Here is a 16110-nt window from a genome sequence, read left to right on the forward strand (position 1 = left end):
CCCATGACCGACCAGACCGGAGGACACCGACCGTGAGCCGCCTCGGGCAGTCCCTGCGTCGACGAGCCACCGAGTCACGATTACGGCGCCGCCTGCGCCGTGAGCTGGCCGCGTTGCACATCGAAGGCCCGACCGACATGGCCGACGTCTGCGCGCGGCTGAGCGAGCGGCGGGGCAAGCCGATCCGGCTCCTCGCCTACCCGCTGGAGGTGCCCGGGCCGTTCGGCCTGTGGCTGAACACCCCGTCCGCCGACTACGTCCTCTACCAGGCGGAGACCACCCGGCTGCACCAGGAGCACATCATCGCCCACGAACTCGGGCACCTGCTCGCCGACCATCCCTCCGACGAGGACGACGACGCGGTGTGGCGGGAACTCATGCCGGACATCCCGCCCGAGCTGATCCGCCGGGCGCTGCGCCGCACCTCCTACGACACCGAGCACGAGCGCGAGGCGGAGACGGTGGCGACGATGCTGCTGGAGTCGGCCGCCGTCGCCGGTTACGTGCCCGACACCGCGCACACGCCGCGTGCCAAGCGCGCCCAGCGGGCCCTCGGCGACCGGCAGGACTGGCTGTGATCGTGCTGCAGGCGGCGAGCGTCGCGGCGCTGCTCGCGGCGCTGGCGTGGCGCGTGCCCCGGCTCGTCCGGGCACCGCACGATCTCGCCACCCGCGCGGTGACCGCCTGCCTGGCGTTCGCGGCCGTCGGGCTGGGCCTGCAGTGGGCCGCGGCGGACGCCGCCGGGCACGGTTCGGTCGCCCCCGGTGTGCTGAAGCTGGTGCAGAACCTGGTGCAGTACATCGCGCTGTGGTGCCTGATGCTGTTCTTCCTGTTCGCCGGGTTCGGCCCCGCCGCGCGCGGCCGCGCCCGCCGGGAGATCCTGCCGCTGGCGGCCGCCGCGGTCGCGCTGACCGCCGCGATGTTCGCCACGCCGCCCGGCCTGCGCGACCACACCTTCGCCAGCGCCGACATGCGGGTGCCCGGCGTCGCCGCGTTCTACGGCCTCGGCGGGCTGTACTTCCTCTACGTGCTGGTCCAGACCGGCCGGTGGGCCTGGCAGTACGCCGACGAGTCGGACCCCAGGATGCGGTGGGGGCTGCGCACCGCGTCGGTCGGGCTCGGCGTCTCGGCGCTGGCCAGCGCGGTCCGCGTGGGGTTCGTGGTGGTCCGCTTCGCCGGCGGCGCGGTTCCCGCCTCGGCGACCGGTGCCGCCGCGCTCGCGCTGGTGCTCGGTGGCCTGCTGTTCATGCTCGGCGTGATCTACCCGGCGGTGCTCACCCGCGCCGCCGCGATCCGGGCGTGGTCCGACCACCGGCGGGTCTACCGGGAGTTGGCGCCGCTGTGGGAACTGTTCCACGAGGTGTACCCGCAGGACGCGCTGCACGGTCCCTATGGGCCACGGCGGGACCGGTTCGCGCTCTGGCGGGTGCACCGCCGGTTCTGGCGCCGGGTGGTCGAGATCCGCGACGGCCTGGTCCAGCTCAGCCCGCACCTGGCGGACGTCGCGTTCAGCGCCGAGGAACCGCGGCAGGAGCAGATCCGCAAGCTCACCGAGGCGGTGCGCCGCCAGCGTTCCGGGGTGCGCCCCACCTCGTCGGCCGCCGTGCTGGTCGCCGCGCCGGCGACCGCGGCCCCGGAGGCCGACGTCGAGCAACTCCTTGCCCTGTCCAGGGCACTGCAGGCACGGCAACTCCAGGACGGAGCTTCATGACCTCCTTCGAGCAGATGACACCGCGGGAACGCAACGCCCACATGATCGAACGGATCCGCGGCGGCGAGCATGCCCCCTACCAGGAGGGCCGGCACGTGCTCCGGGTGCTCAGCGCGCCGGGCCGGGTCACCGGCGAACCGCGGCCGTGGCCGATCGCGGTGACCCAGGTCGACGGCCGGCACTACGTCGCGGCGCCGAACCGGCGGCGGGACTGGGTCCGCAACCTGCTCGCGGCCGGGCGCTGCTCCGTCGAGCGCGACGAGCAGCCCGATCGCCGGGCCACCCTCGTCGAGGGTGACGAGGCGGCCGCCGCGGTCGCGACCTACCTGGCCGCGCTGGGCCGCCCCTCGACGCTGTGGCCGTTCCCGTCGGACGCGCCGGTCGAGCGGATCCGCCGGCACACCGCGGAGATCGCCGTGTTCCGGCTGGAGCCGATCGGGGGTGCCGCATGCGCCAACTGATCATCACCGACCAGGTGCTTCCCGGCCCGCACGGGGAGCGCATTCCGGACGGCGCCGTGCTGGTCGACGGCGACACCATCACCGAGGTCGGGCCGCGCGCCGAGGTCGAGCACCGGGCCGGTCCCGGCGCGCGGCGCCACGACTTTCCCGGCTGCGCCGTGCTGCCCGGTCTGATCAACTGCCACGTGCACCTCGCCTTCGACGCCGGCAGTGACCCGGTGGGCACCTTGCGGGCCAGCGACGACGAGACGCTGCTGCCGGCGATGGCCGAGCGCGCCCGGGATCTGCTGCGCTGCGGCGTCACCACCGCCCGGGACCTGGGTGACCGCGGCGGGCTGGCGGCCCGGCTGCGCGACACGATCAACCGCGGCGAGGTCACTGGTCCCCGGCTGCTCACCTCCGGAGCGCCGCTGACCATCCGCGACGGCCACTGCTGGTTCCTCGGCGGTGTGGTGACCGGCGAGTCGGAGATCCGGGAGCGGGTGTGGCGCACCGCCGAGGCGGGCGCCGACCTGATCAAGGTGATGGCCTCCGGCGGGCAGTTGACGCCGAACTCCCCGCCGATGTGGCAGTCCCAGTTCGGCACCGAGGACCTGCGCGTGGTCGTCGAGGAGGCGGGGCGGGCCGGGCTGCGCGTCGCGGCGCACGCGCACGGCACCGAGGCGATCGCCTCGGCCGTTGACGCCGGCGTGACCACCGTCGAGCACTGCACGTGGATGGGTCCGGAGGGCCAGGACCGGCGCGAGGACGTCGCCAGGCGGATGGCCGCGCGCGGCATCTACGCCTGCGCGGCGTCCTCCCGGAACTGGCGCGCCATGGTGGAGAAGTTCGGCCCGGACCGGGCCGGGGCCATCTACGGCCGGCTGACCTGGCTGGACTCCCTCGGCGTGCCGCTGATCACCGGCACCGACGCCGGCCTGCCCGGCTCGGTGTTCGACGACTTCGTCGGGGCCCTCGAACTGTACGAGTACCTGGGCTTCCCGCCCGGCCGGATCATCGAGATGGCCACGGTGACCAGCGCCGCCGCGCTCGGCCTCGGCGACGAGGTGGGGCGCCTCGCACCGGGCTACCGCGCCGATCTGCTGGTCGTGGCCGGCGATCCGCTCGCCGGGCTGGAGGCGCTTCGCCACCGGCGACTCCTGCTCGCCCGGGGACGCGCGGTCGAGGGCGACCAGGCGGCGACGCCGACCGGGTGAGGGTTCAGCGACGGGTATCGCCCGGAACCGCGCCGTTCCGGTAGGGTCACACCGAGCGCGGCTCATTCCCCCGAGAACAGCATTCAAACATGGTCGGCGTTAATTCTACGCTGCCAGACTTTGAACGTTCAGACAACAAGGCTCAGCTGTCAACTGTTGATCACGCTGTTCCATTTTTCGGCGGGTTTTAACTACCCGGAGATATCCGCAGGTCAGCGCCTCGCCCGGCGCCGGGCCCGCGCGTTACCCACCACCATCCTCGGCCGCCTCGGCCGGCAATCACTGTCTATTCTAGTGAGCGTGGAGTGAGTCCCATTAGCGTCGCTCGCGCCAGGCCTCAAGGACTGGCGGACCGAGGACGACCACAACCAGGGGCGGAGCGACGCACAACGGCATGGTCACCCGTCACGACGACATTTCAGTTACGAACACGCAACCGCAGGATGACACAGTATCGAGCTACCGAAAAAGTCGCGACGTCCATCACATACCGGCTGACGTCGCGATGTTCCAGCGGCAGTGTGAGGGGTCGGGCGGCCTGCGCGGGCGGGCCGCCACGGTGCCCCGGCGGGTGACTGGGGAGGGGTCGTTTCCACTTCGGCAGGGGTTCCTGCGACAGAGGTTCTTCGTCAAAGTGAGCGGTCGCGAACGATGGTAGCGATCGAGGAGGATGGCGAAAATGACAATGGCAGCATCCGCCTGCCGTTCTTCATCCCTGAGTTTCCGGATACTCGGCCCACTGGAAATAGAGTGTGGTGGCCGCCGAATCACACCGACCGCACCCAAGCCACGAGCGGTTCTGGCGCTTCTGCTGTTCCGGGTGAACCGGGTGGTGCCAAACTCGGTGCTGGTCGAGGAACTGTGGGCGGCCAACCCGCCGAGCACGGCCCTCAACACCCTCCAGACCTACATCTTCCAGATACGCAAGCTCATCGCTGACGCCTTGGGCGTGAAAACCGCGCAGGTCGCCCGGGACATTCTCATCACCGACACCGCCGGGTACATCCTCAGGGGCGGATGCCACCAACTCGACGTCTGCGAGTTCGAGGACCTGATGAACAGGGGTCGGGACGCGCTCGACAACGACGATCACGTCGGCGCCGCGGAACTGTTCCAGCGTGCCCTGGAAACCTGGCGTGGTCCGATCGCGCTGGACTGGCAGAGCGGCCGCGCGATCCAGGCCCACGTCGCTCGCCTGGAGGAGCAGCGTCTCTACGCCCTAGAACAGCGCCTGGAGGCATGCCTCGCGCTGGAACGGCACCGGGAGATGCTGAGCGAGCTGGCCTCCCTGGTCGTGGAGCACCACCTGCACGAATCGCTGCACGCCAAGTACATGATCGCGCTCTACCGGGCCGGACGCGTCTCCGATGCGCTGACCGTCTTCCGCAGCCTCCGGCAGCGCATGATGGACGAGTTGGGTATCGAGCCGTCGGCCGCGCTCCAGGCGCTGCACCGCGCCATGCTGTCCTCCGATCCCGGGCTGGCCAGCACGCCGGCCCCGACACCGCCCGCGCCACCAGCCCGGGTGCTCGCATCCGAACCGTAGGGCACACCTCAGCCGGCCGGCGCGCGATCCGCACGCGGCCGAAGGCTCCGGCACCGCGGCCACACCCGCATCGACGCTGCTGCGGGGCAGCCCGCGGTCCGCTGGGAGGACGCGGCCGGCGACTCAGTCCTCGCCGCCGACCAGTTCGGCCAACCGTTGCGAGCTCTCCAGAAACCCCTTGACCGCCCGAAGGAACAGCACGGCGTCACGACCGTTGATGACCCGGTGGTCGTAGGACATACCCAAGGTGAACACCGGCCGCTGACCGATCTCGCCGCCTCGTTCCCGGCGCAGCTCGTGCTCGATACCGCACAGCGAGAGCATGCACACCTGCGGCGGCAGCACCACCGGAACCGACAGGACCACGTCGGCGTAGGCGGTGACCGAGACGGAGATATTTCCGTCGGCCATGTCCTGTTCGCGCAGCGTCCCCCGGCCGGCCCTGCGCCGGTAGTCGGAGAGGATGCCCGCGATCTCACCCGGTGTCTTCCGATCGGCGTCGTGGACGACCGGAACGAACAGGCCGTTGCCGGTGTCGACGGTGACGCCCACGTGTGCCCGTTCCGGTACGGCGAGGGTGTGCCCTTCCAGCAGGGAGGCGAAGCACACCGGGAAGTCAGCGCGCAGCCGCGCCACCGCCGCGATGACCAGTTCGAGGATGTCGAAGCCGGCCCGGCCGCTGGCGAGCACGTCGCGCCGGACGTGCAGCGCCGCGCGCGCGTCGACCTTCATCGCGGCGAACGCCGCCGGGATCTCCCGGTGCGAGGCGGACACCACGTCGGCGATGGCGACCTGGTTGCGGGACAGCCGCCGGACGCCCTCGTCGCCGGCGCCGGCGCCGGCCAGGAGCGCTTCCACGTCGCTGCGGCGAATCGTCCGCTTGCCGAGCGCGCGGACCCGGTCCAGGTCCACCCCGTGCCGCTCGATCAGCGCCCGGGCGGGCTCGGTGATGACGGGATCCGCCGACGCGTCCCCCGGGAGGGCGCTCCGCTCGGCGTCCGCCAGGAACCGGTCGCGTTCCGCCGCGTCGGAGAAGAGGTGCCCGACGAGGTCGCCGTCGGTACATTCCTCTCCGGCCCGGCGCACCCGGTGCAGCACGCCGCCCTTCTCCGCGACCAGTTCCTCGACCGCCTTGGCCGTCTCGACCAGGGCGACCGCGGCGCCGGCAGGCACCTGCTGGCCGTCCTCGAACATCCACTCCACCAGCACGTACGAGGCGTCGTTGTTGTTGAGCTTGGGCACCACGATCTCAGTCACGGATCGCCTCCCGCACGGTCGCGTAGACCGACTCCGATTGCACGAGTACCTGCCGTTCCAGATGCGGTGCCGTGGGGATGATGCTCGGTGCCGAGTGGACCAGCCGGATCCGGTCGTTGAGCCGGTCCCAGAGCCGGCCGTAGATGTGCTGGGCGACCTCCGCGCCCCACGTTCCGCCGGCGACGCTCTCCTCCACCACCACGATGTGGTCGGCCCGCTCGAGGAGTGAGCTGATCGGGTCGATGTCGAACGGGTAGAGCCGGTAGGGCACCAGCACGTGGCAGGCGATCTCGGACTCCAGGAACAGGCGCCGGGCCGCCTCCAGGGCCAGCGGTGCGGTACCGCCGGTGGCGATCACCACGCAGTCCGGCCGGTCGACGTCCTCGGGAGTGGCCCGGCCGTACTGACCGCGCTCGCCGAGGAAGTCGAAGCGGAAGACGTCGTCGTCACCGTCCACCCAGCGGCGCTGCCCGTACAGCGTCTTGTCCTCGAAGAACACACAGGGTTCCTCGCGAGCCAGCATCTCGGCGAAGACGGCGCCGTTGTCGTGCAGCGGCGTCATCTCGTAGAGCCACAGGTTCGGCACCCCGATGAAATGCTTCTGGACCGACTGGCTGTGCGTCGGCCCGTAGCCGCGGTGGCCGCCGACCGGGCATCGGACGACGAGCCGCAGCGGCAGCCTCGACCCGTACATCGTGACCGACTTGGCCGCGAAGTTGCACAGTTGGTCGAAGCTCAGCAGGGCGAAGTCACCGAACATGATCTCGGTGACGACCTTGTTCCCGCACAGCGCCAGCCCGTTGGCGACCCCCACGAAGCCGCTCTCACTGAGCGGCGTCGTGAGCACCCGGTCCGGGTACTTGCTGGACAGCCCCTTGGCCACCTTGAAGGCGCCGCCGTAGGGGTCGAGCAGGTCCTCTCCGATGAGGTAGACCAACTCGTCCTCGGCGAACAGCCGGTGCAACGCCGCGTTCAGGTTCTCTACGATTCGCTCTGACCTGGGCATGAGCCTTCCCACCTGGACGGGGTCCGGGCGTCAACATCACGGGTGATCCGCTCGATCGCTTCCCGCTGGCGGGTGTCGAGCCGGGCGAACTGGTCCGGGAAGACCTTCTGGTAGGCGAGATACCAGTCGCGGGCACGCACCGAACGAAGCTCCTCCTCGGTACGCGTGTCGTCGCCCTTGCTGTGCGGGCCGATCCGGGTGGTCGCGAACTCCAGAACGAGCGGCCGGTTCGCCTGCCGCACCCGCTCGACGGCCGGCGCCACCAGCCCGCGGATGGCGTTGACGTCCGCCGATTCGACACGCCGGTGTTCCACCCCGAACGCCGCCGCCCGTGCCGCGATGGTGCCGGCCATCTGCAGCGTGGTGGGCGTGGATTGGGCGATCTCGTTGTGTTCCACCACGACCAGCAGCGGCACCTGCCACAGTCGCGCCATGTTCAGCGCCTCGTAGACGCTGCCCTCGCCCCAGGTGCCGTCACCGACGAACACGGCGGCGAGGGCTCCGGGCTCGTGCCTTTTCAGATGCAGTGCCACCCCGACCGCCACGGGCAGGCTCTCGCCCTGCACGCCGGTGGACAGGAACCGCTCGCGGAAGATGTGCTGGCTTCCGCCCACGCCGTGGCACACCGCGCCGTCCCGGCCCATGATCTCGGCGAGGAGACCGGCCGGATCGCGGAACCGGGACAGATAGTGCCCGTGACCGCGATGGTTGCTGAAGACGTAGTCGCGGTCGTCGAGCAACCTGGCGAGTGCCACCGGAACGTACTCCTGACCGATGCAGGTGTGCGTCGTTCCGTTGAGCTTTCCGGCGGAGAACAGGTCCAGCAGGTTCCGCTCGAAATGCCGGATCAGCAGGAGAAGTTCCAGATCGTCGTCATCCAACCGGGTGGGCGCCGTCTCGCGCCCACCCGGACGGAGTTCCGAAGTCAGCACGGCAGAGACTCCAAACAGGACTCACGCCGGCCCGGCGAGCAGGACGCGGAAGGGCAGGCCAGCCACGGTGTGGATGGTGGGCTGCTCGAGCCCGGCCGCCCGGTACATCTTCTCGTAGGCGGCCTCGGAGTGGACCTCGCCCTCCGCCGTCCAGGCCAGCATCAGCACCGAGAACAGGTGGGGCGCCGGGTCGTCGGCGGGCAACGCGTCGCTGGTGGTAAAGCCGACCACGCCGACCCGCCCGTCCGGCTTGACCACCGAGGCCGCCCGGGTGAGCAGTTCGGTCGCGCGCTCCTCCGAGAAGTGGTGCAGCACGTTGGTGATCAGGACGAGGTCGTAGGGTCCGCCGAGGGAAACCTCGAACATGTCGCCGGTGATGAACCGGGTGCGGTCCAGCACGCCCATCCGCTCGGCGTGCGACGCCGCGACCGCGAGCACGTTCTCCCAGTCCAGCGACGCGACGGTGGCCTGGGGGTACCGGTCCGCGACGGTGTAGCCGTAGACGCCGTGCCCGCAGGCGAGGTCGAGGACGTCGAGGTGCTCGCGGCCGGTGGCCCACCGCCCGATCGCGTCGGCGAGCACGTCGGCGGTCGGCTTCGCGACCACCGGGGCATAGGCCGCGAAGTCCTCCCAGTACTTGTACTCCGGGGTCTCGGCGTGCTCGTCCAGTACGGTGCCGCCCTTGCGCACCGCCTCCGCGAACCGGTTGAGCGCGTTCCACTCCCAGTCGCTGGCGAAGACGTGCACCATGTCGCCGGCGTAGCCGGCGCTCTCCCGGACCAGCAGTTCGTCCGCGCCGGGCGCCAGCCAGTAACGGCGCCCGTCCGTGCCGACGAGCCGGAGCGCGGCGAGCGCGTTGAGCAGGATCCTGGTGCCCCGCGGGTCACCGCCGAACGCGTCGCTCACCGCCTCGACGTCCATGGGGCCGGCCGCGAGGTGGTCGAACACACCCAGCTCGATACCCGTCTTGACGAGGCTGGTTTCCTTGTACGCCTGCATCATCTGGAACAGGCGGGCACGGGTCAGGGTTGGCAGGTCGCTCTCGGACACGGTCGCAGCTCTCCTTCGCTGAAGGACGACGGTTTTCCAGGGCTCGCGGCGATGCGAAGGTGGTGGTGGGCGGGCACGGAGTCCGTGCTCCCGCTCAGCGGGCTTCCCAGTTGTAGAAAATCTCCGCCCGCGAGTCCCTCATGTCGACGGTCTCCGGCGAGTACGGCGTCAGAATCTTCGCAAGCTGCGCGTCGGTCCTCTGGAAGATCGGGTGATTCCGCGCCTCGTAGAGCCGGCTCATGATGTTTTCATCGGCCTCGATCAAATGCATATACAGATCGTGGAACCGAAAAAGTACGCGCCGGGTGGCGCCGATTTCCCGCGGTAGACTCGTCTGGTCGTGCTCCTCGAAGATCTTCGCCACCAGTTCGGCGTCCTCGGGATTCATACGCCTGACCATGAGAGCTCGAAATCCCACGCCGTATCCCTTCGCTCGCCCCTTGGTTCATGCGCGGTCGATGCCAGTCTCCGCCACGCTCCTTGAGGACCAAGTGAATATGGGTTGGCGCGACCGCCGTAATAGGCCGCCATACGAACTCCGCGTGTACCAGAGGCGACCGCTGACTTAACCGAGGTTGGCCCTGTTGTCTCGCGTTATCAACACCCGGTAGCTTCCCGCACGTGGCAGGACCGGCGTCGAGGGCACGCGACGAACCGGTCCGCACCTGCCAGCCGCTGGGGGCTACCGTGCGTGAGGAAGTTCGGCTACTCGGCCCGCTTCAGATAATGTGGGGGGGAACGGACATCACTCCCAATGCGCAGAAGTTACGCGCGCTCGTCGCGTTGCTGGCACTGCGCAGCAACACGCCCGTCCAGGTACCCGAAATCGTCGACGAACTCTGGGGTGACGCTCCGCCGGGCAGCGCGATACCCACGCTGCACACCCACATCTACAACTTGCGCAAGTTGCTCGCCAACTGCGCGTCCGAGGACGACTCGGGCGAGGTGCTCCGGACCGAGCAGCGGGGCTACGTGTTGCGCATCCCGCCGGACGCCGTGGACGTGCACCGCTTCGACCGCCTGGCGCAGGAGGCCAGGGCCGCGCTCGGGCGGGACGACCCGGAGCGGGCCGCGGACCGGTGCCTGGAGGCCCTCGCGCTGTGGCGGGGCGCCGCCCTGGCCGGCGTGTCCACCGGACCGCAACTGTCCGCGCACGTCGTTCGGCTGGAGGAGGCGCGGCTGCACGTTCTGGAGACGAAGTTCGAGGCCCAGCTCCGGCTCGGGCAGCACCGTGACCTGGTCAGCGAACTCAAGGAGACCACCCGGACCCATCCCACCCACGAGGGATTCGTCCGGCAGCTCATGGTCGCCCTGGACCGGTGCGACCGCCGCGCGGAAGCGATCGCCGAGTACCGCAGGCTGCGCGGGCTGCTCCACGAGCAGCTCGGCGTGGAGCCCTCCGCGTCGCTGAAACGGCTGCACCAGGAACTGCTGGTCACCAGCGCCGCGCCGGACCGGGCTCCGTCGCCGTCCCACCTGCCGCGTCGGCTCGGCGACCCGCCCGCGCAACTGCCCGCCGCCCCCGCCGACTTCGTCGGCCGGGGCGAGGAGCTGGACCGGTGCGGGCGGTCGCTGGTCGGCGAGGGACGCGGCACCGGGAGCTGCCGGGTGCTGGTGATCACGGGTCGGCCCGGGATGGGGAAGACGGCGCTGGCGATCCGCGCCGCGCACCGGCTGCGCCCGCACTTCGACGACGGTCAGCTGTTCACCGACCTGCGCGGCAGTAGTCGCCGGCCGGCCGAGCCGCACGACGTGCTCGGCGGCTTCCTGCGGGCCATCGGCGCACCGGTGCACCACCTGCCCGACGGCCCCGACGCGCGCGCCGCGCTATGGCGCGCCAACACCGCCCAACGCCGGTTGCTCATCGTGTTCGACGACGCCGCGTCGCCGGACCAGCTCCAGCCGCTGCTGCCGGCGTCCGACCGGTCCGCGGTGATCGTGACGACCCGGGCCGAGCGGCTGGATCTTCCGGGATCGACCACCGTCGCCGCGGTGCCGCTGCGCGTCGACGAGGGCGCGGCCCTGCTCTGCGCGCTCCTGGACGAGCCGACCGCCGAGGGCGCGAACCTCGAGCAGCTTGTCGTGCTGTGCGGCGGTGTCCCGCTGGCGATCCGTTCGCTGGCCGGCCTGCTTCGGGCCAGTTGCGCGTCGCTGCTTCACCCGGTCGTGCTGCGGTTGGCGCCGGGGCGGCCGGAGTCGTCGACGGGGAGGAAGGAACCATGCCCACGCTGATGCAACTTGCCGAGGCCAAGGATGCCGAAGGCGTACTCGCCCGCTTCCGTGACCGTCCGCGCGAGGAGGTGATGGCCGTCGCCGACCGGCTGCGCGAGGACGACATCTACCACGCCGCGATCGAGGTCTACCAGTGGCTGCTGGACGGCGGCGAGTCGCCGGACGCCCGGTTCGGCCTCGGCCAGTGCTACGGCAAGCTCTACGACTTCGACACCGCCGCCGCCCACCTCGAACGGGCCTTCGCCGATGATCCCGGGCGCAGCGCGGGGGCCAGCTACTACGCGTACGTCCTGGAGCGCCTCGGGCGGATGGACGAGGCCGACCGGTGGTACCGGTATGCACTCGGCGGCGCGGAGTCGGACGACCCGTGGGCACGGTCGCACCACGCGTGGTTCCTGGAGAAGTGGGGCCGCGTCGAGGACGCGTGCCGCGCCTACGAGGACGTCCTGGCCCGCCAGCCCGGCTACACGTGGGCCAGCAAGCGCTACGCGATGCTGCTGCACCGCCTCGGCCGCCCGGAACGGGCACGGGACCTGTTGCGGGCCACCGCCGAGCGGACGCCGGGCAACCGCTTCGCCGCCCTCAACTATCTGGAGTACCTGCTGCTCACCGAGCACGACGGGTACGTGGCGTTCCGTGCCTCGCTGGACGCCACCGAGGGTCCGGCGTGGTATCCGGTCATGCTGGCGATGTACGACTACTACCGCGAGCACCTGCTGCCGGGCCGCCCGGATCGGGCGCGGTTGGCGGCGTGGGAGGCCGCCGCCGACGCGCTGCCGGACAGCGTGCACCGCGACTTCGACGACCTCACCGCCCTGCTGGCCGACCGCGGCGGCGACGTGGACGCCTGGCGGGCGCAGGTCCGGCGGCTGCTGAAGTAGCCGTTACCGGCGCCCGAGCGCCGGCAGGATGACGTGGTCGATGATCATCGCGATGCCGTCCTCGTCGGTGGGTTTCCCGGTGAGCAGGAACTCCTGGATGATCAGCGCCGGGCCCACCCTGGCGATTACCGGCCAGGCGTCACTGGGCTCGATCTCCCCGCGCTCGGCCGCGCGCCGGAACCCCTGGCACAGCAGCTCGATGCGGGGCTGGATCAGCCGCTCGTCGACGGCCCTGACGATCGCCGGCTGCCGGTCCCCCGCCGCGACCAGCGTGTACATCGCCTGCCCCGCCGGCTCGTGCAGCACCCGCGCCATCCGGTTGAGCATGAACGTCAGGTCGCCGCGCAGGCTTCCGGTGTCCGGCGCCGGACTGTCCAGACTGGGCAGTGTGTGGCCGAGCGTGTCGAGCACCAGCGACTCCAGGCACTCCCAGCGCCGGTACAGCGACGACTTGCCGGTCCGGGCCCGCTCGGCGACCCGTTCCATGGTGAGGCCGGCGTAGCCGCGCTCGATCAGTTCCGCCAGCACGGCGCCGTGGATGGCCTCTTCCAGCGCCTCGCCACGGCGGCGGGAGCGGGCCCCGCCCGGCCGGCGCGCACGCTGCTCACTGCTCATCTCCTGTTCACCCGCACTCCCATAGGGGACGCTTGCGTACCTAATACGGTACAGCTAGGCTCGCGTCACGTTAAGGGACACTACCGTCTCTTAAAGCTCGCATCTTCGACCAGACTGGAGGGTCGATGTCCGAGACGGACGTGACGCAGGCCAGGCCGAGAGAGGACGAACCGGCCGCCGCGCCACGCAACGTGGGACTCGTGCTCGCGGTCCTCGCCGGCGCCCAACTGATGGTGGTGCTGGACATCACCATCATCACGGTGGCCGTGCCGAGCATCCAGCGCGGCCTGCACTTCACGCCGACGGCGTTGCAGTGGGTGGTCAACGGCTACACGCTGCCGTTCGGCGGGCTGCTGCTGCTCGGCGGCCGGCTGGGCGACCTGTACGGCCGGCGCCGCATCTTCCAGATCGGGGCCGCCCTGTTCGTGCTGTCCTCCCTGCTGGGCGGGCTCGCCCAGAGCCAGACGTGGCTCATCGCCAGCCGGGTCGGCCAGGGCGTGGGTGCCGCCCTGCTGTCCCCGACCGCCTTCTCCCTGGTCGCCACCAACTTCCCGGAGGGACCGGCGCGCAACCGCGCGTTCGGCGTCTTCGGCGCGGTGTCCGGCGCCGCATCGGCACTCGGGGTGATCGCCGGGGGCCTGCTCACCCAGCTGATCTCCTGGCGCTGGGTGTTCTTCATCAACGTGCCGCTCGGCGCGCTGGTGCTCGCCGGCGCGGCGATCTACCTCTCCGAGTCGCCTCGGCTGCCGAAGAAGCTGGACATCTTCGGCGCGCTGACCGTCACCATCGGGTCCGCCGCGCTGGTCAACGGCGCGATCAGCGCGGCGGACCGGGGATGGACGTCGGCGGCCACGCTCACCTCCTTCGGCGTCGCCGTCGTACTCCTCGCGGCGTTCGTGGCCATCCAGGCAACCCACCCGCAGCCGCTGATGTCGCTGCGGCTGTTCACCAACCGCAACCGGTCCGGCGCGTACCTCATGCAGTTGCTGAACAACGCGGTGATCATCGGCTTCTACTACTTCCTCAGCCAGTTCGCCCAGGAGGTGCTGCATTTCGACCCGCTGCTCACCGGGCTGGCGCTGCTGCCCGCGCCGATGTGCGTGATCCTCTCGGCGCAGCTGGCCTCCCGGCTGCTGGCCAGGGTGGGGCCGCTGCCCATCCTGGTGGCGGGCACCATCCTGCTCGGGGCGGGACTGCTGTACGCGTCGTTCATGTCCGCGGACTCCACCTACGCGGGCCGGCTGCTGCCCGCGCTGCTGCTGGTGCCGCTGGGCTTCGGTGGGATGATCGTCACCGTCACGGTTACCAGCATCGCCGGGGTGAAGCCGCAGGACACCGGCATGGCCACCGGCATTCTCAACACCTGCCAGCAGGTCGGCGGGTCGTTCGGCCTCGCCGCGATGGTCACCGTGTTCGTCCACCGGATCGGCTCGAGTTCGGCGCGGCCCGGCGCCGACGTGCTGGCGCACGCCTGGGGCAGCGGCCTGCTGGTGGCCGCCGGGATCGCGGCCGCCTCGCTGCTCGTCGCGCTGCTCACCATCCGGAAGCCGGCCGGCCGGGGCGCGGCTCCCCGCGAGAGGTCCACACAGGACTCGCCGGCTCCGGCCTGAGCCCGCGAGGTCGTCCGGCGCGGCGGTTCCGCACGGCGGGATCATGGCCGGCCACGGCGTGGTCCCGCCGGCCGCTGCGCGTGTCGTACGCACACGGAAGGGGAGCAGACGCTCATGCGAATCGCCGTCTTCGGAGCCAGCGGCCGAACCGGCCACCACCTGATCCGGCAGGCGCTGGACAGCGGCCACCGGGTCACCGGCGTGGTGCGGAACGCGTCACGAGTGCAGATCAGCGACGACCGCCTCGACGTGGTCGAGACCGACATCTTCGATCCGGAGGCCGTCGCGCCGGCGATCGGCGGCTGTGACGCCGTCGCCTCCGCGCTTGGTGGCACCTCGCCCAAGGCACCACCGGTCTGCCAGCCGGGCGCGCGCAGCATCATGCAGGCGATGACGGCCACCGGGGTCAAGCGGCTGGTCGTGGTGAGCAACTCCGCGCACACCGCCGAGCGGGGGGACACCGTGCCCCGGCGGCTGGTCCAGCTCATCCTCGGTCAGATTCTCAGGGCGCCGTTCGAGGACCTGAAGCGGATGGAGCACGACGTCCGGGAAAGCTCGCTGGACTGGACGATCCTGCGGCCCGCCAGGATGACCGACGGCCCGCGCACCGGACGGTACCGGCTGGCCATCGGGCAGCACGTGCCCAACGGATGGAGCATCTCCCGCGCGGATGTCGCCGACGCGATTCTCCGTGTACTGACGGACGACGGCACGGTCCGGAACTTTGTCGGTCAGGCCTACTGAGGCGAGGTCGCGAAGAGAAGGAACAGCGATGACCATCCTGGTGACTGGAGCGACGGGACACGTCGGGCGGCACGTCGTCGAGGAACTGCGCAACGCCGGTGAGCGGGTGCGCGCCATCACCCGCCGCCCGGACTCGGCCAACCTTCCGGCGGACGTCGAGGTCGTGCCGGGCGATCTCACCGAGCCCTCGGCGCTGCGGGACGCGCTGCGGGACGTCGACCGGGTGTACCTGTTCCCCATCCCCGACACCGCGCGCGAGGTCGTCGGCCTCATCCAGCGGGCCGGCGTGCGACGCGTCGCGGTGCTGTCCTCCAGTTCGGTGCTCGAGGAGGACGCCGAACACAACCCGAGCGCCCAACACCACCTCGCCGTGGAGCGGGCCGTCGAGGACACCACGCTGGAGTGGACGTTCCTGCGGCCCGACGAGTTCGCCACGAACACCCTGTGGAAGTGGGCGCCGTCGATCCGCGCCGCGGGGATCGTCCGGGCGCCCTACGGCGACGCCGCGCGAGCGCTGATCCACGAGGCCGACATCGCCGCGGTGGCCGCCCGCGCGCTGCTCGAGGACGGCCACGCGGGCAAGAAGTACGAGCTGACCGGGCCGGAGGCGATCACCCAGGTCGAGCAGGTACGGCTGATCGGCGAGGCGATCGGGCGGGACGTCCGCTTCGAGGAGGTCTCGCCCGAGCAGTGGCGCGAGCAGATGAGCGCGCACATGGCCGGTCCCATCATCGAGATGATCCTGGAGTATCTGGCGGCGTCGGTGGCGAAGCCGGGTCCCGTGACTCCCACCGTGCAGGAGGTGACCGGCCGCCCCGCGCGCACCTTCGCGGAGTGGGCCGTCGACCACGCGGCGGACTTCCGGTGAG

Annotated in this window: 16 protein-coding genes; 10 read left to right on the plus strand and 6 right to left on the minus strand. The window is 70.9% G+C overall.

The genetic code is table 11. The features are described 5' to 3' along the window. Positions 1–32 precede the first annotated feature (32 nt). From FFT21_RS16585 to FFT21_RS16605, 5 genes are all read left to right on the plus strand, one after another. Positions 33–578 (plus strand): hypothetical protein, encoded by a 546-nt coding sequence (locus FFT21_RS16585; RefSeq protein WP_371856815.1) that lies wholly within the window; start codon positions 33–35, stop codon positions 576–578. Beyond that, entirely contained in the window at positions 575–1711 is a 1137-nt protein-coding gene (locus FFT21_RS16590; protein ID WP_137814789.1) for an MAB_1171c family putative transporter, read from the plus strand. Before FFT21_RS16585 ends, FFT21_RS16590 begins: the two co-directional genes overlap by 4 nt. Further along, a complete protein-coding gene (locus FFT21_RS16595) occupies positions 1708–2172 on the plus strand; it encodes a nitroreductase/quinone reductase family protein (protein ID WP_137814790.1) in 465 nt (154 codons plus the stop codon). The genes FFT21_RS16590 and FFT21_RS16595 overlap by 4 nt, the downstream gene beginning before the upstream one ends. Next, the gene (locus FFT21_RS16600) at positions 2160–3368 is read left to right on the plus strand and encodes an amidohydrolase family protein (RefSeq protein ID WP_137814791.1); all 1209 of its coding nucleotides are present in this window, start codon (positions 2160–2162) and stop codon (positions 3366–3368) included. The genes FFT21_RS16595 and FFT21_RS16600 overlap by 13 nt, the downstream gene beginning before the upstream one ends. A 685-nt stretch (positions 3369–4053) precedes the next feature. Beyond that, the gene (locus tag FFT21_RS16605) at positions 4054–4914 is read left to right on the plus strand and encodes an AfsR/SARP family transcriptional regulator (RefSeq protein ID WP_192909579.1); all 861 of its coding nucleotides are present in this window, start codon (positions 4054–4056) and stop codon (positions 4912–4914) included. Positions 4915–5037: 123 nt separating this feature from the next. On the opposite strand, the gene FFT21_RS16610 is transcribed toward FFT21_RS16605, so the two are convergent. From FFT21_RS16610 to FFT21_RS16630, 5 genes are all read right to left on the minus strand, one after another. Then, positions 5038–6171: a 2-oxo acid dehydrogenase subunit E2 gene (locus FFT21_RS16610; protein WP_137814793.1), complete on the minus strand. Its 1134-nt coding sequence runs from the start codon at positions 6169–6171 to the stop codon at positions 5038–5040. Further along, entirely contained in the window at positions 6164–7177 is a 1014-nt protein-coding gene (locus FFT21_RS16615; protein ID WP_137814794.1) for an alpha-ketoacid dehydrogenase subunit beta, read from the minus strand. Before FFT21_RS16615 ends, FFT21_RS16610 begins: the two co-directional genes overlap by 8 nt. After that, positions 7153–8109: a thiamine pyrophosphate-dependent dehydrogenase E1 component subunit alpha gene (locus tag FFT21_RS16620; RefSeq protein WP_137814795.1), complete on the minus strand. Its 957-nt coding sequence runs from the start codon at positions 8107–8109 to the stop codon at positions 7153–7155. Before FFT21_RS16620 ends, FFT21_RS16615 begins: the two co-directional genes overlap by 25 nt. 21 nt (positions 8110–8130) lie before the next feature. Further along, positions 8131–9159 carry a class I SAM-dependent methyltransferase gene (locus FFT21_RS16625; protein WP_225978475.1) on the minus strand — a complete coding sequence of 343 codons (1029 nt, stop codon included), beginning with the start codon at positions 9157–9159 and terminating at the stop codon, positions 8131–8133. 94 nt (positions 9160–9253) lie between these two features. Continuing rightward, positions 9254–9559 carry a TcmI family type II polyketide cyclase gene (locus FFT21_RS16630; protein WP_192909592.1) on the minus strand — a complete coding sequence of 102 codons (306 nt, stop codon included), beginning with the start codon at positions 9557–9559 and terminating at the stop codon, positions 9254–9256. 326 nt (positions 9560–9885) lie between these two features. On the opposite strand from FFT21_RS16630, the gene FFT21_RS16635 reads away from it, so the two are divergent. Both FFT21_RS16635 and FFT21_RS16640 read left to right on the plus strand, forming a co-directional pair. Further along, positions 9886–11391, plus strand: a complete 1506-nt coding sequence (locus FFT21_RS16635) for an AfsR/SARP family transcriptional regulator (protein ID WP_137814797.1) — start codon at positions 9886–9888, stop codon at positions 11389–11391. Further along, positions 11379–12272, plus strand: coding sequence for a tetratricopeptide repeat protein (locus FFT21_RS16640; protein ID WP_137814798.1), 894 nt, complete (start codon positions 11379–11381; stop codon positions 12270–12272). Before FFT21_RS16635 ends, FFT21_RS16640 begins: the two co-directional genes overlap by 13 nt. 3 nt (positions 12273–12275) lie before the next feature. Here the strand turns inward: FFT21_RS16640 and FFT21_RS16645 are convergent, their stop codons facing one another. Then, positions 12276–12887, minus strand: a complete 612-nt coding sequence (locus tag FFT21_RS16645) for a TetR/AcrR family transcriptional regulator (RefSeq protein ID WP_137814799.1) — start codon at positions 12885–12887, stop codon at positions 12276–12278. 125 nt (positions 12888–13012) lie between these two features. On the opposite strand from FFT21_RS16645, the gene FFT21_RS16650 reads away from it, so the two are divergent. The 3 genes from FFT21_RS16650 to FFT21_RS16660 all read left to right on the plus strand — a co-directional run bounded on the left by FFT21_RS16650 (position 13013) and on the right by FFT21_RS16660 (position 16109). Next, the gene (locus FFT21_RS16650) at positions 13013–14497 is read left to right on the plus strand and encodes an MFS transporter (protein WP_137814800.1); all 1485 of its coding nucleotides are present in this window, start codon (positions 13013–13015) and stop codon (positions 14495–14497) included. Positions 14498–14611: 114 nt separating this feature from the next. Further along, complete coding sequence (locus FFT21_RS16655; RefSeq protein WP_137814801.1) at positions 14612–15241, plus strand: NAD(P)-dependent oxidoreductase; 630 nt, start codon at positions 14612–14614, stop codon at positions 15239–15241. A gap of 28 nt (positions 15242–15269) precedes the next feature. Then, a complete protein-coding gene (locus FFT21_RS16660; protein ID WP_137814802.1) occupies positions 15270–16109 on the plus strand; it encodes an NAD(P)H-binding protein in 840 nt (279 codons plus the stop codon). The last annotated feature ends 1 nt before the right edge of the window (position 16110 follow it).

Source organism: Gandjariella thermophila (assembly GCF_005405885.1).
Classification (GTDB): domain Bacteria; phylum Actinomycetota; class Actinomycetes; order Mycobacteriales; family Pseudonocardiaceae; genus Gandjariella; species Gandjariella thermophila.

Bases quoted from the DNA above. Each gene is read 5' to 3' on its own strand.
- FFT21_RS16595 (WP_137814790.1), top strand. From the start codon at position 1,708: ATGACCTCCTTCGAGCAGATGACACCGCGGGAACGCAACGCCCACATG.
- FFT21_RS16600 (WP_137814791.1), top strand. From the start codon at position 2,160: ATGCGCCAACTGATCATCACCGACCAGGTGCTTCCCGGCCCGCACGGG.
- FFT21_RS16605 (WP_192909579.1), top strand. From the start codon at position 4,054: ATGGCAGCATCCGCCTGCCGTTCTTCATCCCTGAGTTTCCGGATACTC.
- FFT21_RS16615 (WP_137814794.1), bottom strand. From the start codon at position 7,177: ATGCCCAGGTCAGAGCGAATCGTAGAGAACCTGAACGCGGCGTTGCAC.
- FFT21_RS16630 (WP_192909592.1), bottom strand. From the start codon at position 9,559: ATGGTCAGGCGTATGAATCCCGAGGACGCCGAACTGGTGGCGAAGATC.
- FFT21_RS16635 (WP_137814797.1), top strand. From the start codon at position 9,886: ATGTGGGGGGGAACGGACATCACTCCCAATGCGCAGAAGTTACGCGCG.
- FFT21_RS16640 (WP_137814798.1), top strand. From the start codon at position 11,379: ATGCCCACGCTGATGCAACTTGCCGAGGCCAAGGATGCCGAAGGCGTA.
- FFT21_RS16645 (WP_137814799.1), bottom strand. From the start codon at position 12,887: ATGAGCAGTGAGCAGCGTGCGCGCCGGCCGGGCGGGGCCCGCTCCCGC.
- FFT21_RS16650 (WP_137814800.1), top strand. From the start codon at position 13,013: ATGTCCGAGACGGACGTGACGCAGGCCAGGCCGAGAGAGGACGAACCG.
- FFT21_RS16655 (WP_137814801.1), top strand. From the start codon at position 14,612: ATGCGAATCGCCGTCTTCGGAGCCAGCGGCCGAACCGGCCACCACCTG.
- FFT21_RS16660 (WP_137814802.1), top strand. From the start codon at position 15,270: ATGACCATCCTGGTGACTGGAGCGACGGGACACGTCGGGCGGCACGTC.